20 protein-coding genes are annotated in these 24,523 nt (G+C 44.5%); 12 read left to right on the top strand and 8 right to left on the bottom strand.

Annotation, left to right across the window (positions count from 1 at the left end):
* The first annotated feature begins 206 nt into the window (after positions 1-206).
* Positions 207-929, top strand: a complete 723-nt coding sequence (gene nfsA / locus DD616_RS14590; RefSeq protein ID WP_208871849.1) for an oxygen-insensitive NADPH nitroreductase — start codon at positions 207-209, stop codon at positions 927-929.
* Positions 930-971: 42 nt separating this feature from the next.
* On the opposite strand, the gene DD616_RS14585 is transcribed toward nfsA, so the two are convergent.
* The 3 genes from DD616_RS14585 to rdgC all read right to left on the bottom strand — a co-directional run bounded on the left by DD616_RS14585 (position 972) and on the right by rdgC (position 3,706).
* Complete coding sequence (locus tag DD616_RS14585; protein ID WP_013857525.1) at positions 972-1,226, bottom strand: YfhL family 4Fe-4S dicluster ferredoxin; 255 nt, start codon at positions 1,224-1,226, stop codon at positions 972-974.
* Between the two features lie 2 nt (positions 1,227-1,228).
* Positions 1,229-2,629 (bottom strand): prephenate-dependent tRNA uridine(34) hydroxylase TrhP, encoded by a 1,401-nt coding sequence (gene trhP, locus DD616_RS14580; RefSeq protein ID WP_017046237.1) that lies wholly within the window; start codon positions 2,627-2,629, stop codon positions 1,229-1,231.
* Between the two features lie 162 nt (positions 2,630-2,791).
* Positions 2,792-3,706 (bottom strand): recombination-associated protein RdgC, encoded by a 915-nt coding sequence (rdgC, locus tag DD616_RS14575; RefSeq protein ID WP_047689059.1) that lies wholly within the window; start codon positions 3,704-3,706, stop codon positions 2,792-2,794.
* 190 nt (positions 3,707-3,896) lie between these two features.
* Here rdgC and phoB point away from each other — a divergent pair, with 190 nt between their 5' ends.
* The 3 genes from phoB to DD616_RS14560 are packed head-to-tail and all read left to right on the top strand — an operon-like array spanning position 3,897 to position 6,864.
* On the top strand, positions 3,897-4,586 hold the full coding sequence (phoB, locus tag DD616_RS14570) for a phosphate regulon transcriptional regulator PhoB (protein ID WP_013857522.1): 690 nt from the start codon (positions 3,897-3,899) through the stop codon (positions 4,584-4,586).
* Positions 4,587-4,606: 20 nt separating this feature from the next.
* Positions 4,607-5,908, top strand: coding sequence for a phosphate regulon sensor histidine kinase PhoR (gene phoR / locus DD616_RS14565; RefSeq protein WP_013857521.1), 1,302 nt, complete (start codon positions 4,607-4,609; stop codon positions 5,906-5,908).
* On the top strand, positions 5,905-6,864 hold the full coding sequence (locus DD616_RS14560) for a PstS family phosphate ABC transporter substrate-binding protein (RefSeq protein WP_208871848.1): 960 nt from the start codon (positions 5,905-5,907) through the stop codon (positions 6,862-6,864). The genes phoR and DD616_RS14560 overlap by 4 nt, the downstream gene beginning before the upstream one ends.
* A 41-nt stretch (positions 6,865-6,905) precedes the next feature.
* Here DD616_RS14560 and ppx read toward each other — a convergent pair whose 3' ends face one another.
* A complete protein-coding gene (gene ppx, locus DD616_RS14555) occupies positions 6,906-8,411 on the bottom strand; it encodes an exopolyphosphatase (RefSeq protein WP_017046241.1) in 1,506 nt (501 codons plus the stop codon).
* Positions 8,392-10,491, bottom strand: coding sequence for a polyphosphate kinase 1 (gene ppk1 / locus DD616_RS14550; protein ID WP_013857518.1), 2,100 nt, complete (start codon positions 10,489-10,491; stop codon positions 8,392-8,394). The genes ppx and ppk1 overlap by 20 nt, the downstream gene beginning before the upstream one ends.
* Before the next feature lie 249 nt (positions 10,492-10,740).
* Between ppk1 and DD616_RS14545 the strand changes: the two genes are divergently transcribed.
* From DD616_RS14545 to phoU, 4 genes are read left to right on the top strand one after another with little or no spacing between them, the layout of a single operon-like run.
* Positions 10,741-12,942 (top strand): ABC transporter permease subunit, encoded by a 2,202-nt coding sequence (locus DD616_RS14545; RefSeq protein ID WP_208871847.1) that lies wholly within the window; start codon positions 10,741-10,743, stop codon positions 12,940-12,942.
* Between the two features lie 23 nt (positions 12,943-12,965).
* Entirely contained in the window at positions 12,966-14,612 is a 1,647-nt protein-coding gene (gene pstA / locus DD616_RS14540; RefSeq protein WP_208871846.1) for a phosphate ABC transporter permease PstA, read from the top strand.
* 2 nt (positions 14,613-14,614) lie between these two features.
* A complete protein-coding gene (pstB, locus tag DD616_RS14535) occupies positions 14,615-15,433 on the top strand; it encodes a phosphate ABC transporter ATP-binding protein PstB (RefSeq protein ID WP_010320428.1) in 819 nt (272 codons plus the stop codon).
* 36 nt (positions 15,434-15,469) lie between these two features.
* Complete coding sequence (phoU, locus tag DD616_RS14530) at positions 15,470-16,168, top strand: phosphate signaling complex protein PhoU (RefSeq protein WP_010320427.1); 699 nt, start codon at positions 15,470-15,472, stop codon at positions 16,166-16,168.
* Positions 16,169-16,234: 66 nt separating this feature from the next.
* Here the strand turns inward: phoU and DD616_RS14525 are convergent, their stop codons facing one another.
* Both DD616_RS14525 and DD616_RS14520 read right to left on the bottom strand, forming a co-directional pair.
* Positions 16,235-17,071, bottom strand: a complete 837-nt coding sequence (locus DD616_RS14525) for a copper homeostasis protein CutC (RefSeq protein WP_013857514.1) — start codon at positions 17,069-17,071, stop codon at positions 16,235-16,237.
* 157 nt (positions 17,072-17,228) lie between these two features.
* Positions 17,229-17,840: a peroxiredoxin C gene (locus DD616_RS14520; RefSeq protein WP_010320425.1), complete on the bottom strand. Its 612-nt coding sequence runs from the start codon at positions 17,838-17,840 to the stop codon at positions 17,229-17,231.
* Between the two features lie 196 nt (positions 17,841-18,036).
* Between DD616_RS14520 and DD616_RS14515 the strand changes: the two genes are divergently transcribed.
* The 3 genes from DD616_RS14515 (at position 18,037) to aceA (ending at position 22,612) form a co-directional block, all read left to right on the top strand.
* The gene (locus DD616_RS14515; protein ID WP_013857512.1) at positions 18,037-18,939 is read left to right on the top strand and encodes a hydrogen peroxide-inducible genes activator; all 903 of its coding nucleotides are present in this window, start codon (positions 18,037-18,039) and stop codon (positions 18,937-18,939) included.
* A gap of 592 nt (positions 18,940-19,531) precedes the next feature.
* On the top strand, positions 19,532-21,166 hold the full coding sequence (gene aceB, locus DD616_RS14510; protein ID WP_208871845.1) for a malate synthase A: 1,635 nt from the start codon (positions 19,532-19,534) through the stop codon (positions 21,164-21,166).
* A 135-nt stretch (positions 21,167-21,301) separates the two neighbouring features.
* Positions 21,302-22,612: an isocitrate lyase gene (aceA, locus tag DD616_RS14505; RefSeq protein WP_013857509.1), complete on the top strand. Its 1,311-nt coding sequence runs from the start codon at positions 21,302-21,304 to the stop codon at positions 22,610-22,612.
* Between the two features lie 93 nt (positions 22,613-22,705).
* On the opposite strand, the gene DD616_RS14500 is transcribed toward aceA, so the two are convergent.
* Positions 22,706-23,152, bottom strand: coding sequence for a CBS domain-containing protein (locus tag DD616_RS14500; protein WP_208871844.1), 447 nt, complete (start codon positions 23,150-23,152; stop codon positions 22,706-22,708).
* Positions 23,153-23,381: 229 nt separating this feature from the next.
* Here DD616_RS14500 and queA point away from each other — a divergent pair, with 229 nt between their 5' ends.
* Positions 23,382-24,434 carry a tRNA preQ1(34) S-adenosylmethionine ribosyltransferase-isomerase QueA gene (gene queA, locus DD616_RS14495; RefSeq protein ID WP_088720945.1) on the top strand — a complete coding sequence of 351 codons (1,053 nt, stop codon included), beginning with the start codon at positions 23,382-23,384 and terminating at the stop codon, positions 24,432-24,434.
* The last annotated feature ends 89 nt before the right edge of the window (positions 24,435-24,523 follow it).

Genomic DNA, 24,523 nt, shown 5'->3' with positions numbered 1-24,523 from the left:
GCAGAAATGCTGAGGCTTTTTGCTATTTTTCATCTCCTTATTATTTTTTAGAACATTCCTGTTCTTCAATAACTTCAATAAAAGTATCGCCCCCATACTGCATTAAACCGATCTTTTCTGTGCTAATTTTAAGTTTGCATTTTTACGGCATCAGTAGGTAATGCTTGCTAAGATAGTGGCAATATCCTCGTAGGGAAAAATATAAGATGAATCCAGTCATTGAAACTATTCTTGCACATCGTTCTATCCGATCTTTTACCGATCAGAAGATAACTCCAGATCAGCTGAGTACAATTATTTCTGCTGGTATTGCGGCATCATCATCGAGCCTATTACAGGTTAATTCAATCATTCGTGTTACGGATAAAGATAAACGCGAGCAGTTGGCTATACTGGCGGGCAACCAAGCTTATGTTGCAAGCGCTGCTGAGTTTTTAGTGTTCTGCATTGACTACCAACGTCATTACGCCATTAATCCTGAAGTAAAACCAGAGCTGATTGAACTCACTTTGATTGGCGCTGTAGACGCTGGGATCATGGCACAAAACTGTTTATTGGCGGCAGAATCGATGGGATTGGGTGGTGTTTATATTGGCGGCTTAAGAAATTCACCTAAAGAAGTGGATGAGTTATTAGAGCTTCCTTCATATTGCGCAGTGTTATTTGGTATGTGTTTGGGGTATCCGGCTCAGAATCCACAACTAAAACCTCGTTTATCTCCTGAGGTAATTGTTCATGAGAATACCTACCATGCTTTGAGTTATGCTGAAATAGAGCAATATGATGAGACGATGAGGGCTTATTATCAGACGCGTTCTTCCAATACCAAGCAAGCGGCTTGGTCTACAGAGGTAACGGCTAAATTAGCACAAGAATCTCGACCTCATATGTTGAACTATCTCAACAGTAAAGGCTTAGCACACCGATAAAAAAAAGAGCCCAATCTTAACGATTGGGCTCTTTTACAATGATTAGGCTAAACCTTGAATAACGACGAATTTTTCAAGTAGTTGATGTTCAGTTTCTATGTGTTCTGGATCGGTAATGATGCAGTTTGTTATCGGACATACGGATTGACAGGTGGGCTTGTCGTAATGTCCTTTGCATTCAGTACATAGATTAGGATCAATTTCATAGATCCGGTTGCCCATAGAGATTGCGCCATTTGGGCATTCCGGATCACACATATCACAGTTAATGCATTTACTGGTGATCAATAATGCCATGACTACTTGCCTACGGGATTACGAGTATCTTGGCCAGCATTCAAGTTACGCATTAACAGAGCAAAGTTTAAATCCAACTCTTCAGGAACCGGGATATAAACAAAGTGACCGTTTCCTTTTGCGTCATCAACAGTTTCACCTTTGCGGTTTTCCATTGCTTCAAGTCTGAAGACAATATTCCCTTTTGGGGTCATCAGCTCTAAACTATCACCTAAGATAAACTTGTTTTTAACTTCAACTTCAGCCATTTCACCACGACGTTTACCCGTAAATTCGCCAACAAATTGCTGTGAATCTGAGACTGAATAGCCATAGTCATAGTTTTGATAAGTATCGTGTGTGTGGCGTCGCAAGAAACCTTCGGTATAGCCACGGTGTGCAAGGCTTTCTAAAGTGCCCATCAGGCTTTCATCAAATGGTTTACCTGAAACTGCGTCATCAATTGCTTTGCGGTACACTTGAGCTGTACGAGCGCAATAATAGAAAGATTTAGTACGGCCTTCTATTTTTAATGAATGCACGCCCATTTTCGTCAATCGTTCTACATGCTGTACGGCTCGTAGATCTTTTGAGTTCATAATGTAGGTGCCATGTTCGTCTTCAAAAGCGGCCATCTTCTCTTCTGGACGATGGCTTTCTGAAAGCAAAACCACATCATCAATCGGTTTGCCTAAACCAAGTGTATTATCAGGGCGCTCTTCTTGTACCTTGATAGTTTGAACTGCTGCTGGATCAAATTTCTCGACAATTTGACCGGTTTCGTCTTCTTTGGCTGATTCAACTTTGTATTCCCAACGACATGCATTAGTGCATGTTCCTTGGTTTGGATCACGTTTATTAATGTAGCCAGACAATAGACAGCGACCTGAATAAGCCATGCATAATGCGCCATGAACAAAAATTTCGAGTTCGGTCGTTGGACATTGCTCACGAATTTCTTCAATTTCTTCCAACGAAAGTTCGCGTGATAGAATCACTCGTTCAACGCCTTGGGATGCCCAGAACTTAACTGTTGCCCAGTTAACAGCATTGGCTTGAACTGAAAGGTGAATAGGCATTTCAGGAAATGCTTCACGAACCATCATGATAAGCCCAGGGTCAGACATAATGAGCGCATCTGGTCCCATTTCAACCACAGGCTTTAGATCTCGGATGAATGTCTTAAGTTTTGAGTTGTGGGGTTGAATATTACAAACCACGTACAATTTTTTACCCAAAGCATGTGCTTCATCGATACCGATTTGCAGGTTTTCATGGTTAAATTCGTTGTTGCGTACACGAAGGCTATAACGAGGTTGGCCGGCATAAACGGCATCTGCACCGTAAGCAAACGCATAACGCATGTTTTTTAGACTGCCCGCCGGTGATAGTAGCTCGGGGACAAAAGGGGTATGTGTGCTCATTGTTTTTCTCTAATCTGATCTCAAGTCAGGCCAATACCACCTGATGGTATTGGAGGGGCGCAAATTTTACGTTAAAAATAACCTTATGCCTAGTAGGGATCGTAAGTGATACAAAAAAGCCCAACACTTTTAAGGGTATTGGGCTTTTGCATGATGCTTTTGTTAAGCGTTCGGGTGAGGAAGGCCGCCGAGAACGTCAAATAAGTTAGGCAAAAATGCCGACATTTCACCACACATTAATGAGAAATCGGCATCAAAGCGAGCCGCTTGCTCTTCTCGTGGAATATCTTCATTTTGTTCTTTGAGCTCATCGCTAAATGCCAAACGCTTAATGCTACAATCTTCAGCCAGAATAAAGCTCAGGCGATCTTGCCAGTTCAATGCCAGTTTAGTGACAACTTTATTGGCTTCAATATGGCTTAAGATCTCATCGCTTGTCAGTTCTTGTTTCTTACAGCGGATCACTGCGCCATCTTCTAATAACGACTTTAATTCAGCTTCATCCAACAAGCTAAACCCTTGTGGCAGTTCGCCACTTTTAACCCACTGAGTAAGTGTTGTTTCTACCGCTTGTTCTGGGATCGCAGGTACTACGGGTAGGCTACCCATGGTTTTGCGTAGCAGCGCCAAAACGTCCTCAGCTTTTTTGTAGCTTGCTGCATCGACTAAAATGAAGCCTTGCTTGGGTAGAATAAGCACAAAGGTGAGATTGCTGCGGCTAAATGCTCTAGGTAGGAGATCGATGACAATATCTTCCTTGAGGCTTTCCTTCTCCTTTTTCTTGAGAGGTCGCCCTTCTTCCACTTCCATCGCTTCAACTTTGGCATTCAAAGAATCTTTAATGACCGAAGCAGGTAACATCTTTTCTTCTTTTTTCGCGCAGATCAGAATACGGTCTTCAGAAACGTGGGTCATCATGTCGCCGTGTTTACCCATTGCGTTAACCCAACCAAATTTTTGCTTATCTTGGCTGCCGCATGGCGTAAAACGAAATTCGGCCAGTTGTTTTTCGAGCTGATCGGCGTTGAATTCTACATCGCGATTAACACGATAAACCATACAGTTTTTAAACCACATATTCTTTCTCTTACTTAATTAGAAGACGCAACATGATAGGGGATTTGAAAGCTAAAGTCTTAAATCAATTTCAAAATATAATCATGAACTTGATAAGAAACTTATATGAAAAATTGTTTGCAAAGGTCACAAAAGTGTCATAATTGTTTCCCATAATGCATAGCGTTGATTACATAGAAAGGTTATTCAAATGTCTAGAAGGATTCTGGTTGTTGAAGACGAAGCACCCATTCGCGAAATGTTGTGTTTCGTGCTTGAGCAAAAAGGTTATCAAGCTGTTGAAGCGGAAGATTACGACACGGCGGTGAGTAAACTGGCTGAACCCTTTCCCGATCTTGTGTTATTAGATTGGATGTTGCCCGGCGGGAGTGGTATCAACTTTATTAAGCATATGAAGCGTGAAGAATTAACACGCAACATTCCGGTTGTGATGTTAACCGCCCGTGGTGAAGAAGAAGATAAAGTTCGCGGCCTTGAAGTGGGTGCGGATGATTACATAACCAAACCTTTTTCGCCTAAAGAGTTGGTAGCTCGTTTGAAAGCGGTTATCCGGCGCGTCACACCGACAGCACTGGAAGATGTGATCGACGTGCAAGGATTGAAGTTAGATCCTGTCTCTCATCGAGTAACGGCTAATGATAATGCCTTAGAGATGGGGCCGACGGAATTCAAAATGCTACACTTCTTTATGACGCACCAAGAACGCGTCTATAGCCGTGAGCAGTTATTGAACAATGTGTGGGGTACCAACGTTTATGTTGAAGACCGCACTGTCGATGTTCATATACGCCGTCTGAGAAAAGCGTTAGAAGAGGCTGGCCACGATAAATTAATTCAAACAGTACGTGGTGCCGGTTATCGCTTTTCATCCAGAACATAAAGGATTAATTAAGGTACGAAATGGTTGAACGTTTAACGTGGAAAAGGCTGGCTTGGGAGCTGGCTTTTTTTTACTCTCCTTGGATTATCGTTGGCTGGATCTTTGGCCATATGGCTTGGCTGCTGCTAGCGGCTACGGCGTTGCAACTGATTTGGCATTTGCATAACCAAATGCGCTTGTCGGCTTGGTTGTGGGATGAAAAACGTTTAACGCCGCCTTCCGGGACTGGAAATTGGGAATACCTGTTTAATGGGATTTACCGTTTACAGCAACGTCAACGTAAAAAACGCAAAGAACTGACCAATTTGATCCGCCGCTTTCGTAACGGGGCTGAATCGCTACCCGATGCGGTGGTGGTGTTCCGTGACGAAGGGAACATTGTTTGGTGTAACCGACTTGCACAACACCTGCTCGGTTTTCGCTGGCCAGACGATGCAGGTCAACCTATCTCAAATTTATTGCGCGCCCCTGATTTTATCAAATATCTGCAAAAAGATGATTTCACAGAACCACTTGAAATGCGCTCTCCACTTAATGTTGAGCGCATGTTAGAGCTGCGTATTGTGCCTTACACAGAAGGTGAGCATTTGATGGTTGTGCGTGATGTCACTCAGTTGAAACAGTTAGAAGGCATGCGCCGAAATTTCTTTGCTAACGTTTCTCATGAACTGAGAACGCCGATGACGGTGTTGCAAGGGTATCTTGAGATGACAGAAGACCCTGACATGCTGGTAGGGCCGATGTGGCCTAAGGCACATGGAGTGATGACTGAGCAGTTAAACCGTATGAACAGTTTAGTCAATCAACTGCTGACGTTGTCAAAAATTGAAGCGGCGCCAATGCATGAGCTGGATGAAGTGGTTGATGTTCCGGCTATGTTGGAAGTACTTGAAAAAGAAGCGATCAGTTTAAGTGGCGATCATCATCATCGACTGCATTTTGATGTCGATAAGCGACTTAAAGTATTGGCCGATGAAGATCAACTGCGCAGTGCTATATCAAACCTTGTTTATAACGCCGTCAAATATACGCCTCCGGGAGCGGAAATTAATGTGCGTTGGTATCAAAACGCGCAAGGTGCTTGTTTAGACGTGGTGGATAAAGGGGAAGGGATTGAGCCACAGCATTTACATCGTTTAACGGAACGTTTTTATCGTGTCGATAAAGCACGTTCGCGAGATACTGGAGGAAGTGGGCTTGGGCTCGCGATTGTTAAGCATGCATTGTCACATCATGACACGCATTTGCAGATTCACAGTGAAGTGGGGGTTGGCAGCAAATTCTCTTTTATTTTGCCTAAACGTTTGGTTGTGCTGTCATGATACATCGCATATTTACAGCCTTTCTCTGTTTTTACTTACTGATTACCACGAACGCCGTGAGCGCTCAGCCGCTCGTGGATTACTCAAAAACTAACGGTGTTGCAGGTAGTTTACTTTCAGTGGGGTCAGACACTCTGGCAGGAATGACGACGCTCTGGGTTGAAGAGTTTAAGACGATCTACCCAAATATCAATGCTCAAGTTCAAGCCTCAGGTTCTTCCACTGCGCCTCCTGCTTTAACTGAAGGAACGGCGCAATTTGGCCCAATGAGTCGACCGATGCGTGGTCGTGAGATTGAAGCATTTGAACGCGCACACGGTTATAAGCCGACGGCATTGCGGGTTGCGATAGATGCCATTGGTATTTTTGTACATCGAGATAATTCAATCAAAGGGCTTAATTTTACTCAATTAGACAGTATTTTCTCATCCACGTTGCGCTGCGGTGCTACACAACCGACCAATACTTGGGCGCAATTGGGCGTTGATGAGGATTGGGCTAAGCGGGGAATTCAACTGTTTGGCCGAAATTCGGTGTCGGGAACTTATGGCTATTTCAAACAAAACGCACTGTGTGGTGGCGATTTCAAAAAGGGAGTAAACGAGCAGCCGGGATCGGCATCGGTTGTACAATCGGTTGCTTCGTCGATCAATACTATCGGTTATTCTGGTGTTGGTTATCAGGTTTCTGGTGTGAAATTGATTCCGATAGCCAAACAAGGCGATCAGTTTATTGCCGCAAGTTATGAAAATATTCTATCAGGTGCTTATCCGTTATCTCGCTATTTGTATGTGTATGTGAATAAACATCCTAATCAGGATCTGCCACCCATGCAGCGAGAATTTATCCGTTTCATTTTTTCTAAGCAAGGACAAGCGATTGTTGGGAAAGATGGTTATGTGCCTGTCAGTGCCGAGTTTGCTTTGCAAGAACTAGCTAAAGTGGGCATAAAATAACGAGCTGTTCGCTCGCTATTTTTAATCAAACCCAATTCAAATTAAACATTGAGCTGCCAACCGACACTTCGCCAATACTGTTGTTCGCACATCAGATCCGCATGTAATAATTTATTATTTTCTAACCAATTGGCGTCTTCACATTCTAGTTTCCACTCATCATCTTTTGCGCTGAGCGTTAACTCAGGAAGAGGATCATCATTACGTTGGCTATTGACAACAATCGCTAAACGCAACACGCGGATGAGGCCAATAATGTGCTTTTTCTTAAACAAGGTGAAATCATTCATTTCTTGCAGCTTGAGGGATTTGCGTTGAAAGCGCGCTAAGGTCGATAGCACTTGCTGTTGCTCGCTGTTAAAACCGGGCATGTTGGTGTGACGCAAGATATAAGCAGAGTGTCGGTGAAAGCCTTGTAAGTTGATGCTCAATCCCACCTCATGCAATAACGCTCCCCATTCCAAAAGATCAAACAGTTCGCTGCCTTTTTTCAATCCTAGCTCTGGGGTCACATTCTGTAGAAACTCTTTTGCATGGCCTTTGACTTTAGCGGCATGCTCTAAGTCGACTAGATGCTTCATCGCGAGGTTTTCAGTGGTACGTAAACGGATATCGGAATACTTGAACCGATCTTCCATCTCATAAAGCAAACCTTCTCGTAATGCACCATCAGAAAAATGCATCTCTTTCACACGCAGCGATTTTAAAACCGCGCTTAAAATGGCAACTCCCGCAGCAAAAACGGGTTTTCTATCGTCAGTCAATGCGCTGAGTTCGATCTCATCAATACTTTGCCATTCACAGAGTTTTTCAATGAGTTTATTGACTCGCTCAAGCGTGATGATGCCATCATCAAAGCCCAAACCAATCAGTACTTCGTGAATGGCTTTGATGGTTCCTGACGAGCCGAAGGCGACTTCCCACCCTTTTTTGCGATATTTCGCCGCAATAGATTCGATTTTTTGCTCGGCGGCTAATATCGCATGAGCGAAGTTTCTGCTTGAAAGCCTACCATCAGCGAAGTAACGGTCGGTATAGCTGACGCATCCCATTTGCTTGCTGTTGATTAGGTCTGGATCAAACCCTTGGCCAATCACCATCTCGGTACTGCCGCCACCGATATCCACCACCAACATAGACGCTGCTTGAGGTTGAGTATGTGCCACGCCTAAATAAATTAAGCGTGCTTCCTCAGCTCCGGGAATGATTTCAATAGGGAAAGGCAGTACTTGTTTGGCTCGTTGCAAGAATGTATGAGCATTATTGGCTTGACGCAGTGTATGCGTGGCCGCGATACGCACGTTTTCAGGTTCGAAACCTTGCAACCGCTCGGCAAACATCGCTAAGCATTCAAGTCCTCGCTCTATGGCATCGGCATCCAAATTTTTTTGTTCATCTAACCCAGCCGCCAAGCGTACACGTTGCTTATGGCGGCTCACCAGTTGCAGGTCTTGATCGACGACTTTGGCCACCACCATATGAAAGCTGTTAGAGCCTAAATCGATGGCCGCAATATCGCGAATAGTATTAGTTGGGTTGATTGTCATGTAAGGGTTCTTTGCTCTTTCTGGTCTGTCTTTCTACATTCTTAAGATAGTCGTAGATGGCAAATTGCGAACGCACTTTTTTACGGTTACCACGTTCTACATAATTATTGCTCATCTCTTTGTCTATCCAGCGCGCTTTCACTGTATCGGTAAATTGTAAATTCATAATGTCAATCATACGCTGTTTCAAACGTGGGTCACGAATTGGTGTCGTTACTTCGATACGATGATCGATATTGCGCGTCATCCAGTCGGCAGAGGAGATATACACCAGCGGGTTGCCATCATTGTGCGTAATAATGACACGAGGGTGTTCCAAAAAGCGATCAACGATGCTGATGATTTTGATATTGTCACTCACGCCCTCAATTCCCGGAACCAGTGAACACATGCCCCGGACGATCATCTTAATTTGTACGCCCGCGCTACTCGCACCATACAGTTTATTGATCAACCCTTTATCCACTAAGTTATTTAACTTTAAAGTGATTGCGGCTTTTTTACCAAGTTTCACATTGGCGATTTCACTGTCGATTAATCGATAAAGCTGAATCCGAGAGTTTCTTGGCGACACAATGAGATGGCTAAATTTAACTGGTCGGTAAGGGTTTTCAATATAGCCAAACACGTTTCGTACTTCGGTAGCAATTTCATTGTCGGCGGTCAGTAGTGAAAAGTCCGTATAGATACGGGCGGTTTTTTCATGGAAGTTGCCCGTGCCGATGTGTGCGTAGCGAACGATGTTGTCCTGTTCTTTGCGGCTAATGAGCAGCAATTTAGAGTGAATTTTTAATCCGGGAGCACCGAAAATTACTTGGACCCCCGCTTCGGTTAAAATACGTGACCATTCAATGTTGGCTTCTTCATCAAACCGTGCTTGTAACTCAACCACTACCACCACTCGTTTGCCATTGTGTACCGCATCGACGAGCGAGTTCATTAGGCGAGAATCTTTGGCAACACGATAAATATTAATTTTGATGCTGATCACTTTGGGATCAAATGAGGCTTGTCTTACCAACTCGGTAATGTGTTCAAATGAGTGGTAAGGATAGTGAAGTAGAATATCCTGAGCGCGAATCGCATCAAATGCATTGGCAAAACCTTCAAAGTCAGCACATTGCATGGGTGGTAGCGGCTTGTTTTCTAAATAGTCACGCCCCACGTTTGGGAACCCAATAAAATCTTTAAAGTTATGGTAACGACCACCAGGAAGAAGGCTATCATAGTGCGATATTTTGAGTTTTTCGCACAAGAATTTAAGCATTTTTGTCGGCATTTCGCGTTCATAAACAAAGCGTACGGGCATAGCACTTAAGCGTTGATTCAACCCTTCTGACATCTGTTCTAACAAACTGTATTCGACTTCCCGTCGCAAGTCATATTCCGCATCACGTGTCATTTTCATCGCGTACCCCGTGAGCTCTTCATAGTCAAAAAAACCGCGGAAAATCTCATCGAGGCAGTGGCGAATGATGTTGTCCAATAAGATGATGGTTTTGCGGCGTTTGCCCTTTTGCTCCGGCACCATGACAAAGCGCGGTAGGTGGTCTGTCGGGATTTCAATCAGCGCATATTGGCTGCGGTCATTGTGTTTGAGATCAACGGCAATGTAGGCATATTCATCTTTCAAAAATTGCATGACATCAATGTCGTCAGTCATGAGCAGCGGTGTAATATGCGGGCGCACTTCTTTATGGAAATACTTAGTGATCCATTTTTTCTGAGTCTCATCCAACTGCGTTTCATTAACCAAGAAGATACGGCGGCGTGCCATTTCTAAAATAAGCTCATTATAGAGATTGTCGAAATCTTGGTTGAGTTTGAATGCCTTACTTTGCATTCGTGTCAGCAAATGCTTGGTAGTATCGTTACCACCACGTTCTCGGTTGATCAAAATTTGCCGTTTTACATCGGAAAAGCGAACTTTATAGAACTCATCCAGATTGTTAGAAAAAATACCTAAAAACCGTATTCTCTCGATTAAAGGCACGGTTTTATCTGCGGCTTCTTGCAATACGCGTTCATTAAACGAAAGCCAGCTCAATTCCTTGTCGATATACAACTTGTCCGTACTCATTCATGTTACCTTTTAACTCAATTGACGTTTTTTACTGACTCACCCTCTGTGTGCTGATTGTGCGATTCTGCACAGCAATCAATTCGGGTATTGATGATTATGCAAACTATGCCTTTTATGTGACATTTTTATTTCAAGTAGGCAAGTTGAGTATAGTTGTTTTATTTTCAGTCGTTTATTGCGAGTTGTAATATACTTGTCACGAAAATTACATATTATACGCAGACAGGAAAAAGGGTAGAGAGAGCAATGGCACCAAGTGAATTTTCATTGAAGGAACGTGACAGAAAACGGTTGATAAAAGACCGTTTGGTTCGCCTTGCAGTGAGTTTTGGTGGCGTGAGTGTACTTGGCGCTTTAGTTCTGATTTTTGTCTATCTTGCGATGGTTGTTTTCCCTCTTTTTGGTAGCGCAAAAATTGAAAGGAACGTGGCGCAAGTGAGTATAACCACTTCCAATCCTCAATTTTTGGCCATAGATGAATACGGCGAGAATGCCTTTGTTGTTGACCTTAACGGCAGCATGAACTTTTGGCCCTTGGACGGCAAAACGGAACACGCATTGTGGTCGGATAGTCTCCCCATTCGCGTTGATCTTTTTAGCCAAGCTCCCCCGCTGGATGGGTGGTTTGCCGCTAGCAATGTGGCGGGAGAGGTCTTTATTGCTCGCCCTAAATTCAGTTATCTGCATAGCATGGAAGGTCGCCAGTTTTCTCCTTATCTTGAGCGCGTCAGTTTACCTTCTACATTTCGGCTGACTCATAAAACGCAAACGTTACGCCAGTTTGCCTTCGCCGTTACTGATGAGGCACTTTTCTTCGCTTCTTATCTCGATAATGATGAGGTGATAGTACAAACCTTAACGAGTGATAACGTTGAGCCAATTCAGCGCTTTGTGTTTCAAGGCTCATTTCCTTCTTTGGACCAATTGCTTTTTACGCCAGATGGTAAAACGCTTTATCTTCGCTCAGGGTCCGAATTGGTTGTTGCAGTTAAGAGTCGTCAAGGTTATTTCGTGCGAGAAGTGGTTGATTTAAGCCAAGGTAATTCCGATCGAGCCGTGGCACAAATCAACTTATTGTCCGGTGCTTATTCGCTACTGGTGACTCACCGTAACGGCTTAGTGTCACAATGGTTTGATGTGCTGCAAAATGAAGAACGTCAACTGACTCAGATTCGTAAGTTTAAATTAGCGCCGCAGGTGATGCTGTTACTGCCGGATACTTATCGCAAAGGTTTTTACAGTTTCTACCCTAATGGCACAATCCAAAGTCATTATACGACCAGTGAAAAACTGGTGTTGTTTGAGAGGATGTACAACAAAGCCCCTCAATTGGCCGCCATGTCCAATAATGAGCTTTATCTCGCTACGTTAAGCGAGCAGAAGATCAGCGTGGCAAAAGTGGATAATGATTATCCTGAAATATCACTCTCATCATTGTGGCAAAAAGTGTGGTACGAAAGTTATCCAGAGCCTCAATATGTGTGGCAATCGACGTCAGCGAACGATGAATTTGAGCCTAAGTTTAGCCTAGTACCGATAGCCTTTGGCACTCTTAAGGCCGCAGCATACGCAATGTTATTTGCGATACCGATTGCGGTGTTTGGCGCGATTTACACGGCTTATTTTATGTCACCGAGAATGCGCCGAGTGGTGAAGCCGTCGATTGAATTGATGGAAGCGTTACCAACCGTCATTATTGGTTTTTTAGCGGGGTTGTGGTTTGCACCATTAATTGAAAGCCATCTCGCGGCGGTCGGAGCGCTGCTGCTATTTTTACCCATTGTGATGTTACTCGTTGGGCTAGGTTGGCACCTATTACCGAGAGCATGGGTGCGAAATTTCTCAAATGGATGGCACGCATTGATACTAATCCCCGTATTAGTCGTTAGTGCAGTGGTTATCTTTTCGTATAGCAGCCAAATTGAAGTTTGGCTATTTGATGGCGATATTCAGATTTATCTCGCGCAAAACGGCATCGATTTTGATCAGCGTAATGCGCTGGTGGTTGGTTTTGCGATGGGTTTTGCCGTCATTCCAACCATTTTCACTATTGCGGAAGATGCGATCTTTTCCGTACCTAAACATCTTTCTGATGGGTCATTAGCATTAGGCGCAACACCTTGGCAGACATTAACCAAAGTCGTGTTGTTAACGGCAAGTCCTGGCATATTCTCGGCGATCATGATGGGTTTGGGGCGAGCCGTCGGAGAAACAATGATCGTTCTTATGGCGACGGGTAATACACCCATTTTAGATTGGAATATTTTAGAAGGGATGCGCACCTTATCGGCAACGATTGCGGTTGAGTTACCAGAGTCGGAAGTGGGGAACTCCCATTACCGGTTGCTTTTTTTAGCGGCACTATTGCTACTCATGTTCACCTTTTGTGTGAACTCGATTGCTGAATGGGTCAGACAAAGGTTGCGTGCCAAATATCGCGCTTTGTAATCAATTGGGAAAAATCATCACAAATGTTTAAGTGGTTTCAATCAGGTTCACCTTGGATATGGTTAACATGCGGTGCTGTCAGCATCAGCCTGATTTCGGTATTGGGCTTGCTCCTGTTTATTGGTTGGAAAGGATTAACCTATTTTTGGCCGACGCCACTTTATCAATGGCAAACTCAAGAGGGGCAAGCACTGGTTGGTCAGCTCTACTCTGAGGAAAATGTGCCATTAACACACTTAAGAGCGTTAGATATTACATGGCCCAAAGCCATACTGGATGCTGGGGAAGTGAAGCGGCTCAGTATCAAAGTCGCTAACCGAGAGCGAAATCATGCGGACTTTGTCTCGATACTGGATGTTAAACTGTCGGATAAACAAATGCCTAGCGGGTGGGCGGTAATAGAACGTAAGAGTAACGGACAGTTTTATGGCAAGCCGATTGTTTATGTGCAAACCGATGGAAGCGAGAGTTCGGATGTTCAGACCATGCTCGCTGCAGGAATGCAGGATGTCGCGTTATTGAGAGAGCAAATTGACGATGTGATTGACCAAGAGATCCGAGTCATTGGCTTTGCCGCCGAAAAATTACGTTTAGAGAAGCGTCGTAAAGAACTCAATGGAAAGCTAGAACGAACCTATTTAGAGCACTATTTTCATAAAAAGCAGGATTTGGATAGCCAATTAGCTATTGCCGAACAAAAGTTAGATGCGCTGCGCCAGCAAATGAATGGGCCGTCGTTGATTGTTGAAGAGATGAGTGGGCAACGAGTGGCGATTCCACTTAGCCAAATTCTCGATATTTGGTATCCCAATGATATGACTTTGGGGCAAAAATTGGTCCAGTGGGGAAAGCAGGTGTGGCTCTTCCTATCAGAAGATCCCCGAGAATCGAACTCTGAAGGCGGCGTATTTCCAGCCATCTTTGGTACAGTGCTGTTGGTGTTGTTGATGTCGATTATTGTCATGCCACTTGGTGTTGTAGCGGCTATTTATCTGCACGAATACGCAAAAGAGAATCTGTTTACTCGTATCATTCGAGTTGCAGTTATCAACCTTGCTGGTGTGCCATCGATTGTTTATGGGGTGTTTGGTCTTGGTTTTTTTGTTTACACCATAGGCTCATCGATTGATACGCTACTCTATAGCGAAAGGTTACCGGCCCCCACTTTTGGCACGCCTGGCTTACTGTGGTCGGCGCTCACATTAGCGGTGTTAACTCTACCCGTAGTGATTGTGACGACGGAAGAAGGGTTAACACGGATTCCCAGCGCAGTACGCCATGGCTCGTTAGCATTGGGCGCTACCCATTTTGAGACGATTTGGCGCATAGTATTGCCGATGGCAAGCCCTGCGATTATTACTGGGCTTATTCTCGCCATTGCGCGAGCCGCGGGTGAGGTTGCCCCTTTGATGCTGGTGGGTGTGGTCAAACTGGCGTCAAGTTTGCCTGTGGATGGCGAGTTTCCCTTTGTACACCTTGAGCGAAAATTCATGCACTTAGGTTTTCATATTTACGATGTTGGTTTCCAAACGACCAACATCGAAGCGGCTAGGCCACTGGTGTACGCCACTTCATTTTTATTGGTGACAGTGATTGTGGCACTGAATTTAACGGCCATCAGTATCCGCAATAACTTGCGTGAGAAATATCGAACGTTAGGGCAAGATTAATTATGTTTTCCATCAATCAAACTTTGGGTTATCACGCCCCGTTAGATGTTAATAATCTGAGCGATCAACAAACGGCGATTGCGATTGAAGATCTGAATCTGTTCTATAAACAGACTTGTGCGCTGAGCCATATCTCAATGCGTATTCCCAAAGGGCAAGTGACGGCGTTTATCGGCCCTTCAGGTTGTGGTAAGTCAACCTTACTGCGCTGTATTAACCGGATGAACGATCTGGTCGAAGGGTGTCGAGTTGAAGGTGAAGTCAAACTGCATGGTAGAAACGTCTATCACCCAGATGTAGATGTTGCCACGTTGCGCCGCCGAGTGGGGATGGTATTCCAACGACCTAACCCATTTCCGAAATCCATTTATGAAAACGTGGTGTATGGACTTCGTCTACAGGGAATTAAAAATAGCCGTACTTTAGATGACTCCGTTGAGCGAGCTTTAAGAGCCGCTGCGTTATGGGATGAAGTGAAGCATCGCCTACATGAAAATGCATTTGGCCTTTCGGGTGGGCAGCAGCAACGCTTAGTGATCGCCAGAGCGATTGCTATTGAGCCAGAGGTGCTGTTGCTTGATGAGCCAACCTCCGCGTTAGACCCAATTTCTACGTTGACCATCGAAGAGTTGATTAACGATCTCAAAACCAAATACACAGTGGTGATTGTGACGCATAACATGCAACAAGCGGCAAGAGTGAGCGACCATACGGCTTTTATCCATATGGGAAAATTGATTGAGTATGCGGATACTGACTCTATTTTCACCTCCCCATTGAAAAAACAGACGGAAGACTATATTACTGGTCGATACGGTTAATACTTTCGTCAATAGCGATATTCAAAAGGAACGATGATGCATCTAGGTCGCCACATTTCAGGACAGTTCAATGTTGAACTTGAATCGATTCGCACTCATGTATTGACGATGGGCGGGCTGGTGGAGCAACAACTCTCTTTTGCGATGCAAGCATTGCATAAAGATGATGCCGATCTGGCCAGAAAAGTCGTTCGGGATGATCACAAAGTGAATGCGATGGAAGTTTCTATTGATGAGGCTTGCACGCGTATTATCGCTAAGCGACAACCGACAGCCAAGGATCTGCGCTTGATCATGGCGATCATCAAAACCATTACCGACCTTGAACGAATTGGTGATGTTGCCACCAAAATTGCCTACGTCACTATCGAAAGCCCTTCACCTAAAGAGAGCAAATTTCGAGTTTCTCTTGAACCCTTATGCCGGCAAGCCATTGCAATGTTGCACCAAGTGTTGGACGCTTTTGCGCGGATGGATCTTGAATCGGCTGCTGAAGTGTACCGCTTGGATGATAAGCTGGATGCCGAATATGAAGCCGTGATCCGCCAACTAATGACCTATATGATGGAAGACCCTAAAAATATCCCACATATATTACAAGTCATGTGGTCTGCACGAGCCATCGAACGCGTGGGCGATCGCTGCCAGAATATCTGCGAATACATCATCTATTTTGTCAAAGGTAAGGATGTGCGCCACTTAGGTAAACAATCGATTGATGACATCCTCAAATAGCCTTTTGGGTAAAGTAAGGTGAAGGAAAGTTGTTCACCTTACATCAAGACATAACGGTCGCCGAAGTTAAGAAAGCTGGCGTAATACCTCTTGGATTTTAGCCGGATCGGTAATTGGGATGAGGGTGTCATCGACAGACTCTTGGCCCATTTTCACCGCATTGGCGATCATATCCATGCTACTTGCACGCGTGGTTTTGCCGGACAAATGCACTTCTGTGATGCCCGTTTCACGGATAATGTCAGTCACGTTTGATGCGTTTAAGCCAGCCCCAGCCATAATAGAGAATCGACCATTCGCCAGTTTCACCATGTGTGCAATTACGGCTCGTCCTGCATAGGCATCTGGCGCTAACCCTGAAGTAAGTACACGCTCACACCCTAATTTTGCAATGTCTTCAATCGCTTGTTCATAGCTGTGGCATTGATCAATCGCACGGTGGAAAGTGGTACCCAATCCTTGCGCGGCTTGCATCATCAGTAAGCTTGCTTCAAGGTTGATGGTGCGATTCGGATTCAAAATACCAAAGACGATGCCGTCTAGTCCCGCCTGTTTTGCCATCTCGATATCGATCAACATCGAATCGAGATCATCCTGATCATAAAGAAAGTCGCCTTGACGTGGACGAATCATCGCGTAAACAGGAACGCTCGATATTTGTGCGGCCTTTTTCATTAAACCAAAGCTGGGCGTCAGTCCACCCAATGCGAGCGACGAACACAATTCAATGCGAGTAGCCCCGCCTTTAATGGCGTTGTGTAGCGATTCAATATTATCAATACACACTTCAACTTGAATATTCATAGCAAAATCCTGCTGGAAAAATTTGGTTAATGTTAGCAAGTTAGAGTAGTGACGTCTGTGTGATTGAGGTAAGAAATAGGGGTAAAGTTTACCAACCAATGCTGCCTCATTTTCGCTAAATGAACGACAACGAAAAAGCCCAAAGCGTTAGCTTTGGGCTTGGATAAGGACTTTACTTCTTAACTGATTGGCGATGCGTTTTACGCTTTATTATATGTCCAACCATTGACCCGAGTTGAGCGCGGGCTAAGGAGAATTATTTCTTGCCTAGGTCGTCTGAGTGCTCAGCTAGGAATGCTGCAACACCTTTTGGAGATGCATCCATACCGGCTTTGCCTTCTTCCCACTGTGCTGGGCACACTTCACCATTCTTTTGGTGGAAGTTAAGCGCATCAACCATACGTAGCATTTCGTCGATGTTACGGCCTAGTGGTAGGTCGTTCACAACTTGGTGACGTACAAGACCATCTTCGTCGATGAGGAAAGAACCACGGAAAGCAACGCCTGCTTCTGGGTGCTCAACATCGTACGCTTTACAGATTTCGTGCTTCACGTCAGCGATTAGCGGGTATTTCACTTGGCCAATACCGCCGTTTTCGATAGCGGTATTACGCCATGCGTTGTGAGAGAATTGAGAATCGATAGATACACCGATTACTTCAACGCCTTTCGCTTGGAAATCTTCGAAGCGTTTGTCAAAAGCGATAAGCTCTGATGGGCAAACGAAAGTGAAGTCTAGTGGGTAGAAGAAAACAACCGCTTTCTTACCTTTAGTAAATTCTGCGAAGTTGAAGCTATCAACGATTTCACCGTTACCAAGAACAGCTGCTGCAGTAAAATCAGGGGCTTTACGACCAACTAGTACCATTTTTTTGCTCCTAAGAATAAGGTTTAGTTCCAAACCAGTGATGAGCACTGGTCCAGTCCGTTTTTGAACGAGACAAACTATAGTACAGATTGTAGGATAGTAAAAAGCGAAATAAATAGATTGGTCTCATCGAAAAAAGCGATGAGCTCTAATGACGGAATCAGAAACGGTACTCAAATAAGATAGTAGTAGAACGATGAATAAATGGCCCAGTTTGAAGCAGTTGCACTATTTAGTAACACTCTACGAAACACGGCACTTTAGTGATGCCGCTGAACGTTGTTTCGTTAGTCAATCTACCCTAAGTAAAGGGATCCAAAATTTAGAGGAATTAATAGGTTGCCCGCTTTATGAAAAGGATAAGAAAGCTCCGTTAGTGTTTACCCAAGCGGGAGAGCTGGTTGTTAGCCAAGGAAGAGAGTTACTTGCCAAAGGACAAGATTTAGTGGAACTCGGCAAGGTTTGCCAAGGCGATGAGATGCAAGGTCAGCTTAAGCTGGGTTGTATTCCAACCATTGCTCCATTTTTACTGTGTGATTTAGTGCAAGAAGTGAATGTCCGCTTTCCGAAGTTGAACTTATTATTACGAGAAGATACGACGACGAACCTTTTGGCTGCACTGCGTCATGGAGAGCTTGATGTGTTGATTTTGGCTTTGCCTGTCGATATCGGCAAAATGGAGAGCCGAGTCGTGGGGATTGATCCATTCAAAATGGTGATCAGCCGTCATCAAATGGATAGCATCCGTGTGCCAATCAAGTATGCTGACCTGCCTGATGAATCGGTGTTTTTGCTCGAAAATGTGCACTGTTTAACGGATCATGCTGTGTCGGCTTGCAAGTTAACCGCCAAAGAGAAAATTAATCCATTTACCGCAACCAGTTTACATACCTTAGTGCAGATGGTCGCCAATGGTTTAGGGACGACTTTCATTCCACAAATGGCAATCAATCATGGCTTAGTTGAAAACCAAAATTTAGTGGTCATCGAGCCTCCTGGCCAGCAAGCGTATCGAGAGATTGGTTTAGTCTGGCGGCCAAGTTCATCGCGAACTCACACTTTTAAGCAGTTAGCGGATGTGGTTTCTGGTTTACTTTAGCGATTAGTCTTACTCTTTCCTTTGCCTAAAAAATCAAAAAGTCACTTTTAATGTGGCTTTTTTCAGTTTTTTATTCTGTTAGTGTTTTTAAACTTGTAAAATTTTACAAACAATTCTTGATGAAGTTTTCATAAAATCAAAAATCTTTACAGCCACAATTTTACACATCCTATTTTCTCTTGCGTTTAAAAATAAGGCATCTGTCTTGCTCGGTTAGTCGTAAATTCAAGCCTTACTGCGTCTCACATCATTTCGAACGTCTGTTTAAAACTAAAACCTGCCTTTTTGAGTTGTGTAATAAAATAACGTAATAACTTTTACATTTAACAAGGAAATCAAACATAGGTTTGAAACGGGATAAAACTTTGTTTTTAACCTTTCATTAACTTTATCTCTTTTGCTGAATGATGAGTTAATGTAAGGTTTAATAAGGTTTTGTAAGACTTATGTCTAGCTTGGTTAGGCTTGAAATATTGGATTGACTGAGAGAAAGTGTCGGTAGAGATAAGTCAGTGGATAGCAAAAAATGAGCATTTGAATTTGTGGTTTTTAAATTACAAATGTAGTTGCAATGGTTTTAAGGAAGAACGTTATGTTTGCACAGACCCCAGAAACAGAGTTAGCACTCAGCAAAGAACACCACGAAGCCAAGCTTGAGGTTGTTGGTGCCGTTGGCCCACATCACCAAGCTATTTTCCCTTCAGAAGCCCAAATCTTCTTGTCCACTCTGTGTGCTAAATTTGCAAGCCGTGTCGATTCGCTGCTGGATGCTCGAGAAGAGCGACAAACACGTATTGATAACGGAGAACTGCCGGATTTTCTCAAGGATACGCAAGATATTCGCGAAGGAAGCTGGAAAATTCTCGGTATCCCACACGATTTACAAGATCGTCGAGTGGAGATTACGGGGCCAACCGACCGAAAAATGGTGATCAATGCATTGAATGCTAACGTCAAAGTGTTCATGGCGGATTTTGAGGATTCGATGTCACCAGCATGGGATAAAGTGCTGGATGGGCAAGTCAATTTGCGTGATGCCATTGAAGGAACTATTAGCTATACCAATCCTGACAATGGTAAGTGCTACCAGCTTAAAGATAACCCAGCGGTGCTCATCTGTCGGGTACGCGGTCTGCACCTTAAAGAAAAGCATGTTAAATATGCAGGGCAAAGTATTCCGGGTTCGCTGTTTGATTTTGCACTCTACTTTTACAACAACTACAAATCATTGCTTAAAAAAGGCAGTGGCCCTTATTTTTATCTTCCAAAACTTCAGGCCTATCAAGAAGCAAAGTGGTGGAGTGACGTTTTCCATTTTACCGAAGAGTATTTTGGGTTAGAAACTGGCACCATTAAAGCCACCGTATTGATTGAAACCTTACCTGCCGTGTTCGAGATGGACGAAATATTATTCTCGCTTAAAGAACACATTGTCGGCTTAAATTGTGGCCGCTGGGATTACATTTTCAGTTATATCAAGACATTGAAAAATTATCCGGATCGGGTGCTACCAGATCGCCAAGTTGTCACAATGGAAAAGCCGTTTCTTAACGCCTATTCACGCTTGCTGATCTACACCTGTCATAAGCGTGGCGCATTTGCGATGGGCGGTATGGCCGCGTTCATTCCAGCTAAAGATCCCCAAGAAAATCAGTTGGTTCTCGATAAAATTCATCACGATAAATTGCTCGAAGCCAATAATGGTCATGACGGTACTTGGGTTGCCCATCCCGGTTTAGCGGATACGGCAAAAGCGGTCTTTGACCAAGTACTTGGCGAGCGTTGTAACCAATTAGATGTTACGCGTCTGTCTGATGCGCCGATTTATGCCAATGAGCTATTGACCCCGAGTGAAGGGGAACGTACCGAGCATGGCATGCGTCATAATATTCGAGTTGCACTTCAGTACATCGAAGCATGGATCTCCGGCAATGGCTGTGTCCCCATTTATGGGTTGATGGAAGATGCGGCGACCGCAGAGATTTCTCGAGCGTCAATATGGCAATGGATCAAGCATGGAAAAGCCTTGGATAACGGTCAGATTGTTACCAAAGCGCTTTTTGAGCAGTATCTTGCGCAAGAAATTGAAGTCGTGAAACAGGAAATCGGCACGCAGCGATTTGCACAAGGACGATTTAGCGAAGCGGCACAATTGATGGCTCGCTTAACTACCAGCGATGAGCTGGCACATTTTCTCACCGTTCCGGGTTATGACTACCTAGATTGATGAGATTTAAAACCAATAACTAATAACCAATTACTGACAACCAATAACGTGAAGCTGTTTTCAAAAGCAGAATAGGTCGTACTGCTGAGAAAAGGATGACAGTGCGCTTGCGCATCAAAATAAGAGGGATAGACCATGACATTAACTCGCCGCCAACAAATCGAAGCTCTAGAAAAAGATTGGGCAACCAACCCACGCTGGAAAAATGTAAAGCGTACTTATACTGCTGCTGAAGTGGTTGACCTGCGCGGTTCAATCACTCCAGCCAACACTTTGGCCCAACGTGGCGCTGATAAATTGTGGTCACTGGTTAACGGCAGTGCCAAAAAAGGTTATGTGAACTGCTTGGGTGCATTGACAGGTGGCCAAGCGGTACAACAAGCCAAAGCGGGAATTGAGGCGATTTATCTCTCCGGCTGGCAAGTAGCGGCAGACAACAACACCGCTTCCACCATGTACCCAGACCAATCGCTCTATCCAGTCGATTCTGTTCCATCGGTGGTCAAGCGCATCAACAACTCGTTTCGTCGTGCCGATCAAATTCAGTGGGCGGCCGGAAAATCACCGGAAGATGAAGGTGGTATTGATTACTTCTTACCGATTGTTGCTGATGCTGAAGCCGGTTTTGGTGGCGTACTCAATGCTTACGAGTTGATGAAGTCGATGATTGAAGCAGGGGCGGCCGGTGTGCACTTTGAAGATCAGTTGGCGTCAGTAAAAAAATGCGGACACATGGGCGGCAAGGTTCTGGTTCCGACTCAAGAAGCGGTTCAAAAATTGATTGCGGCACGTTTGGCCGCTGACGTATCAGGGACAACCACTTTGGTCATTGCTCGTACTGATGCAAACGCGGCGGATCTACTGACCTCGGATTGCGACGCATACGATCGTGATTTTATCCAAGGTGAGCGTACTCAAGAAGGTTTCTATCGCGTGAATGCTGGGATTGAGCAAGCGATTTCACGCGGTCTCGCTTACGCGCCGTATGCTGATCTCGTGTGGTGTGAAACCGCTAAGCCTGATTTGGATGAAGCCCGCCAATTTGCCGAAGCAATTCTAGCGCAATACCCAGATCAACTGCTGGCTTATAACTGTTCTCCCTCTTTCAACTGGGAGAAAAACTTGGATGCAGACACTATTGCTCGTTTCCAGCAAGAGTTGTCGGACATGGGGTACAAATATCAATTCATCACCTTAGCGGGCATTCATAACATGTGGTACAACATGTTTGAGTTAGCACATGCTTACGCGCAAGGTGAAGGTATGCGTCATTACGTTGAGAAAGTTCAGCGTCCAGAGTTTGAAGCAGCATCAAGAGGTTATACCTTTGTTGCACACCAACAAGAGGTGGGAACAGGTTACTTTGACCGGATGACCAATACCATCCAAGGTGGCAGCTCTTCCGTGACCGCGTTAACGGGCTCTACTGAAGAAGACCAATTTTAATTAGCGATACTTCCCAATCATTATCTGTGTAACACCTTTGAGCGGCGTAAGCCGCTCTTTTTTATGTGAGGCACTTATATTAGGGAGTGAGCGTTATTCAATATCGACTTCGTCCGGTTCACTCTCTTCTTGTAGCTCAAGTAAGGTAACAGCTACCCCAATAAAGTCCGTGTCAGTAATAATGCCCACTAGTTGGCCTTTATCTACAACGGGTAAGCAGCCTACTTTATGTTTTTGCATGTAGATAGCACTCTCTTTTAACCCCGCTCGCGGGTCAACCGTCATGATTTCAGTATGCATCACCTCATATAACGGCGTTGTCAGTGTATATGATTGATCTTCAGAGATGTTTTTTAAGCTCGACTCTTGCGCGGCAAGAATATCTCGATGAGTAATGATACCGAGCAGTTTTTTGTGTGGATCGACGATAGGGATGTGGCGAATATCCAACGCTTCCATAGTGTGCTTAGCATCGGCTAACGTGTGTGTACGCAACAGGGTATGGGGGTTGCGAGTCATCATGTCTTCTATTTTGATCATAACGAGCTCCTTTTTATTATTGACCTGATTCAACTATAGTTTTTTCTGCGCAAAATATCTGAGAGCTCCCGCTATTTTTACTTTGATTGATGCGTAAAGATTGGGTGCCATTTTCATGTTTAATTACATTAAATTTAGATCTGGGTCTGACGAGCGAAGGTGTTTACGTATATACTACGGCGCTTAAAAAAAATTACGTCATCCACTCAAAACGAACAAGATAAGAACTATGCAAGTTTCAGACTTTCACTTTGAACTTCCCGATGAGCTGATTGCTCGTTACCCAACGGCTGAACGTACGGCGAGTCGCTTACTGCAATTAGACGGTAACAGCGGTGAACTGGCGGATGGCTCATTTAAAGACGTTCTTGACCGAGTTCAGCCCGGCGATTTATTGGTTTTTAACAATACACGTGTCATCCCGGCTCGCATGTTTGGGCGCAAAGCTTCAGGCGGCAAACTGGAAGTATTGGTCGAACGAATGTTGGATGAACAGACGATTTTAGCTCATGTTCGCTCATCTAAGCCGCCAAAACCGGGCAGTGAGTTGTATTTAGGAGAGCATGACGAATATCATGCACACATGGTGGCTCGCCATGACGCGCTGTTCGAGATTCGTTTTACAGCGTCAAAGACGGTACTGGAGATCTTAAACGAGATTGGCCATATGCCGTTGCCGCCTTACATTGACCGCCCTGATGAAGATGCTGATAAAGAGCGTTATCAAACCGTATACAACCAAAAACCGGGAGCTGTCGCTGCACCGACCGCCGGTTTGCATTTCGATGAGGCTCTGCTTGAGCAAATCAAAGCGAAAGGCGTCGAATTTGCTTATGTAACCTTGCATGTTGGCGCTGGAACCTTCCAGCCAGTACGAGTCGACAATATTCACGATCACCATATGCATGCTGAATATGTTGAAGTGCCACAAGAGGTAGTCGATGCCGTCAACGCGACGAAAGCGCGTGGTGGCCGAGTGATCGCTGTTGGAACTACGTCGGTGCGCTCACTGGAAAGTGCCGCGCAAGATGCGCTTAAAAAGTGCACTGAGCTGGTTCCTTTTTTCGGTGACACTGAAATTTTCATCTTCCCTGGTTATGAATATCAGTTGGTGGATTGCTTAATCACTAACTTCCACTTGCCAGAGTCGACACTGATTATGCTCGTCAGCGCTTTTGCAGGTTATGATCATACTATGGCCGCGTACGCGCATGCCGTGAAACATCAATATCGTTTCTTTAGTTATGGTGATGCGATGTTTATCACCAAGAACACCAATTAACGAGTGCTAGCATTACGCTAGGAGAAGAAGCTCCGCTTCGTTTTTCGCTAGGAATTGGCGACCGCTCTAGAGGGGTGCTTGCACCTAAT

Origin of the sequence: Vibrio anguillarum, from assembly GCF_003390515.1 — a bacterium.
In the GTDB taxonomy this organism is placed as follows: domain Bacteria; phylum Pseudomonadota; class Gammaproteobacteria; order Enterobacterales; family Vibrionaceae; genus Vibrio; species Vibrio anguillarum.
This window is presented reverse-complemented; position numbering and strand designations above follow the sequence as displayed.

What these genes read in the sequence shown, in the direction of transcription:
- nfsA (WP_208871849.1), top strand. Translation starts at nt 207, where the DNA reads ATGAATCCAGTCATTGAAACTATTCTTGCACATCGTTCTATCCGATCT.
- DD616_RS14585 (WP_013857525.1), bottom strand. Translation starts at nt 1,226, where the DNA reads ATGGCATTATTGATCACCAGTAAATGCATTAACTGTGATATGTGTGAT.
- trhP (WP_017046237.1), bottom strand. Translation starts at nt 2,629, where the DNA reads ATGAGCACACATACCCCTTTTGTCCCCGAGCTACTATCACCGGCGGGC.
- rdgC (WP_047689059.1), bottom strand. Translation starts at nt 3,706, where the DNA reads ATGTGGTTTAAAAACTGTATGGTTTATCGTGTTAATCGCGATGTAGAA.
- phoB (WP_013857522.1), top strand. Translation starts at nt 3,897, where the DNA reads ATGTCTAGAAGGATTCTGGTTGTTGAAGACGAAGCACCCATTCGCGAA.
- phoR (WP_013857521.1), top strand. Translation starts at nt 4,607, where the DNA reads ATGGTTGAACGTTTAACGTGGAAAAGGCTGGCTTGGGAGCTGGCTTTT.
- DD616_RS14560 (WP_208871848.1), top strand. Translation starts at nt 5,905, where the DNA reads ATGATACATCGCATATTTACAGCCTTTCTCTGTTTTTACTTACTGATT.
- ppx (WP_017046241.1), bottom strand. Translation starts at nt 8,411, where the DNA reads ATGACAATCAACCCAACTAATACTATTCGCGATATTGCGGCCATCGAT.
- ppk1 (WP_013857518.1), bottom strand. Translation starts at nt 10,491, where the DNA reads ATGAGTACGGACAAGTTGTATATCGACAAGGAATTGAGCTGGCTTTCG.
- DD616_RS14545 (WP_208871847.1), top strand. Translation starts at nt 10,741, where the DNA reads ATGGCACCAAGTGAATTTTCATTGAAGGAACGTGACAGAAAACGGTTG.
- pstA (WP_208871846.1), top strand. Translation starts at nt 12,966, where the DNA reads ATGTTTAAGTGGTTTCAATCAGGTTCACCTTGGATATGGTTAACATGC.
- pstB (WP_010320428.1), top strand. Translation starts at nt 14,615, where the DNA reads ATGTTTTCCATCAATCAAACTTTGGGTTATCACGCCCCGTTAGATGTT.
- phoU (WP_010320427.1), top strand. Translation starts at nt 15,470, where the DNA reads ATGCATCTAGGTCGCCACATTTCAGGACAGTTCAATGTTGAACTTGAA.
- DD616_RS14520 (WP_010320425.1), bottom strand. Translation starts at nt 17,840, where the DNA reads ATGGTACTAGTTGGTCGTAAAGCCCCTGATTTTACTGCAGCAGCTGTT.
- DD616_RS14515 (WP_013857512.1), top strand. Translation starts at nt 18,037, where the DNA reads ATGAATAAATGGCCCAGTTTGAAGCAGTTGCACTATTTAGTAACACTC.
- aceB (WP_208871845.1), top strand. Translation starts at nt 19,532, where the DNA reads ATGTTTGCACAGACCCCAGAAACAGAGTTAGCACTCAGCAAAGAACAC.
- aceA (WP_013857509.1), top strand. Translation starts at nt 21,302, where the DNA reads ATGACATTAACTCGCCGCCAACAAATCGAAGCTCTAGAAAAAGATTGG.
- DD616_RS14500 (WP_208871844.1), bottom strand. Translation starts at nt 23,152, where the DNA reads ATGATCAAAATAGAAGACATGATGACTCGCAACCCCCATACCCTGTTG.
- queA (WP_088720945.1), top strand. Translation starts at nt 23,382, where the DNA reads ATGCAAGTTTCAGACTTTCACTTTGAACTTCCCGATGAGCTGATTGCT.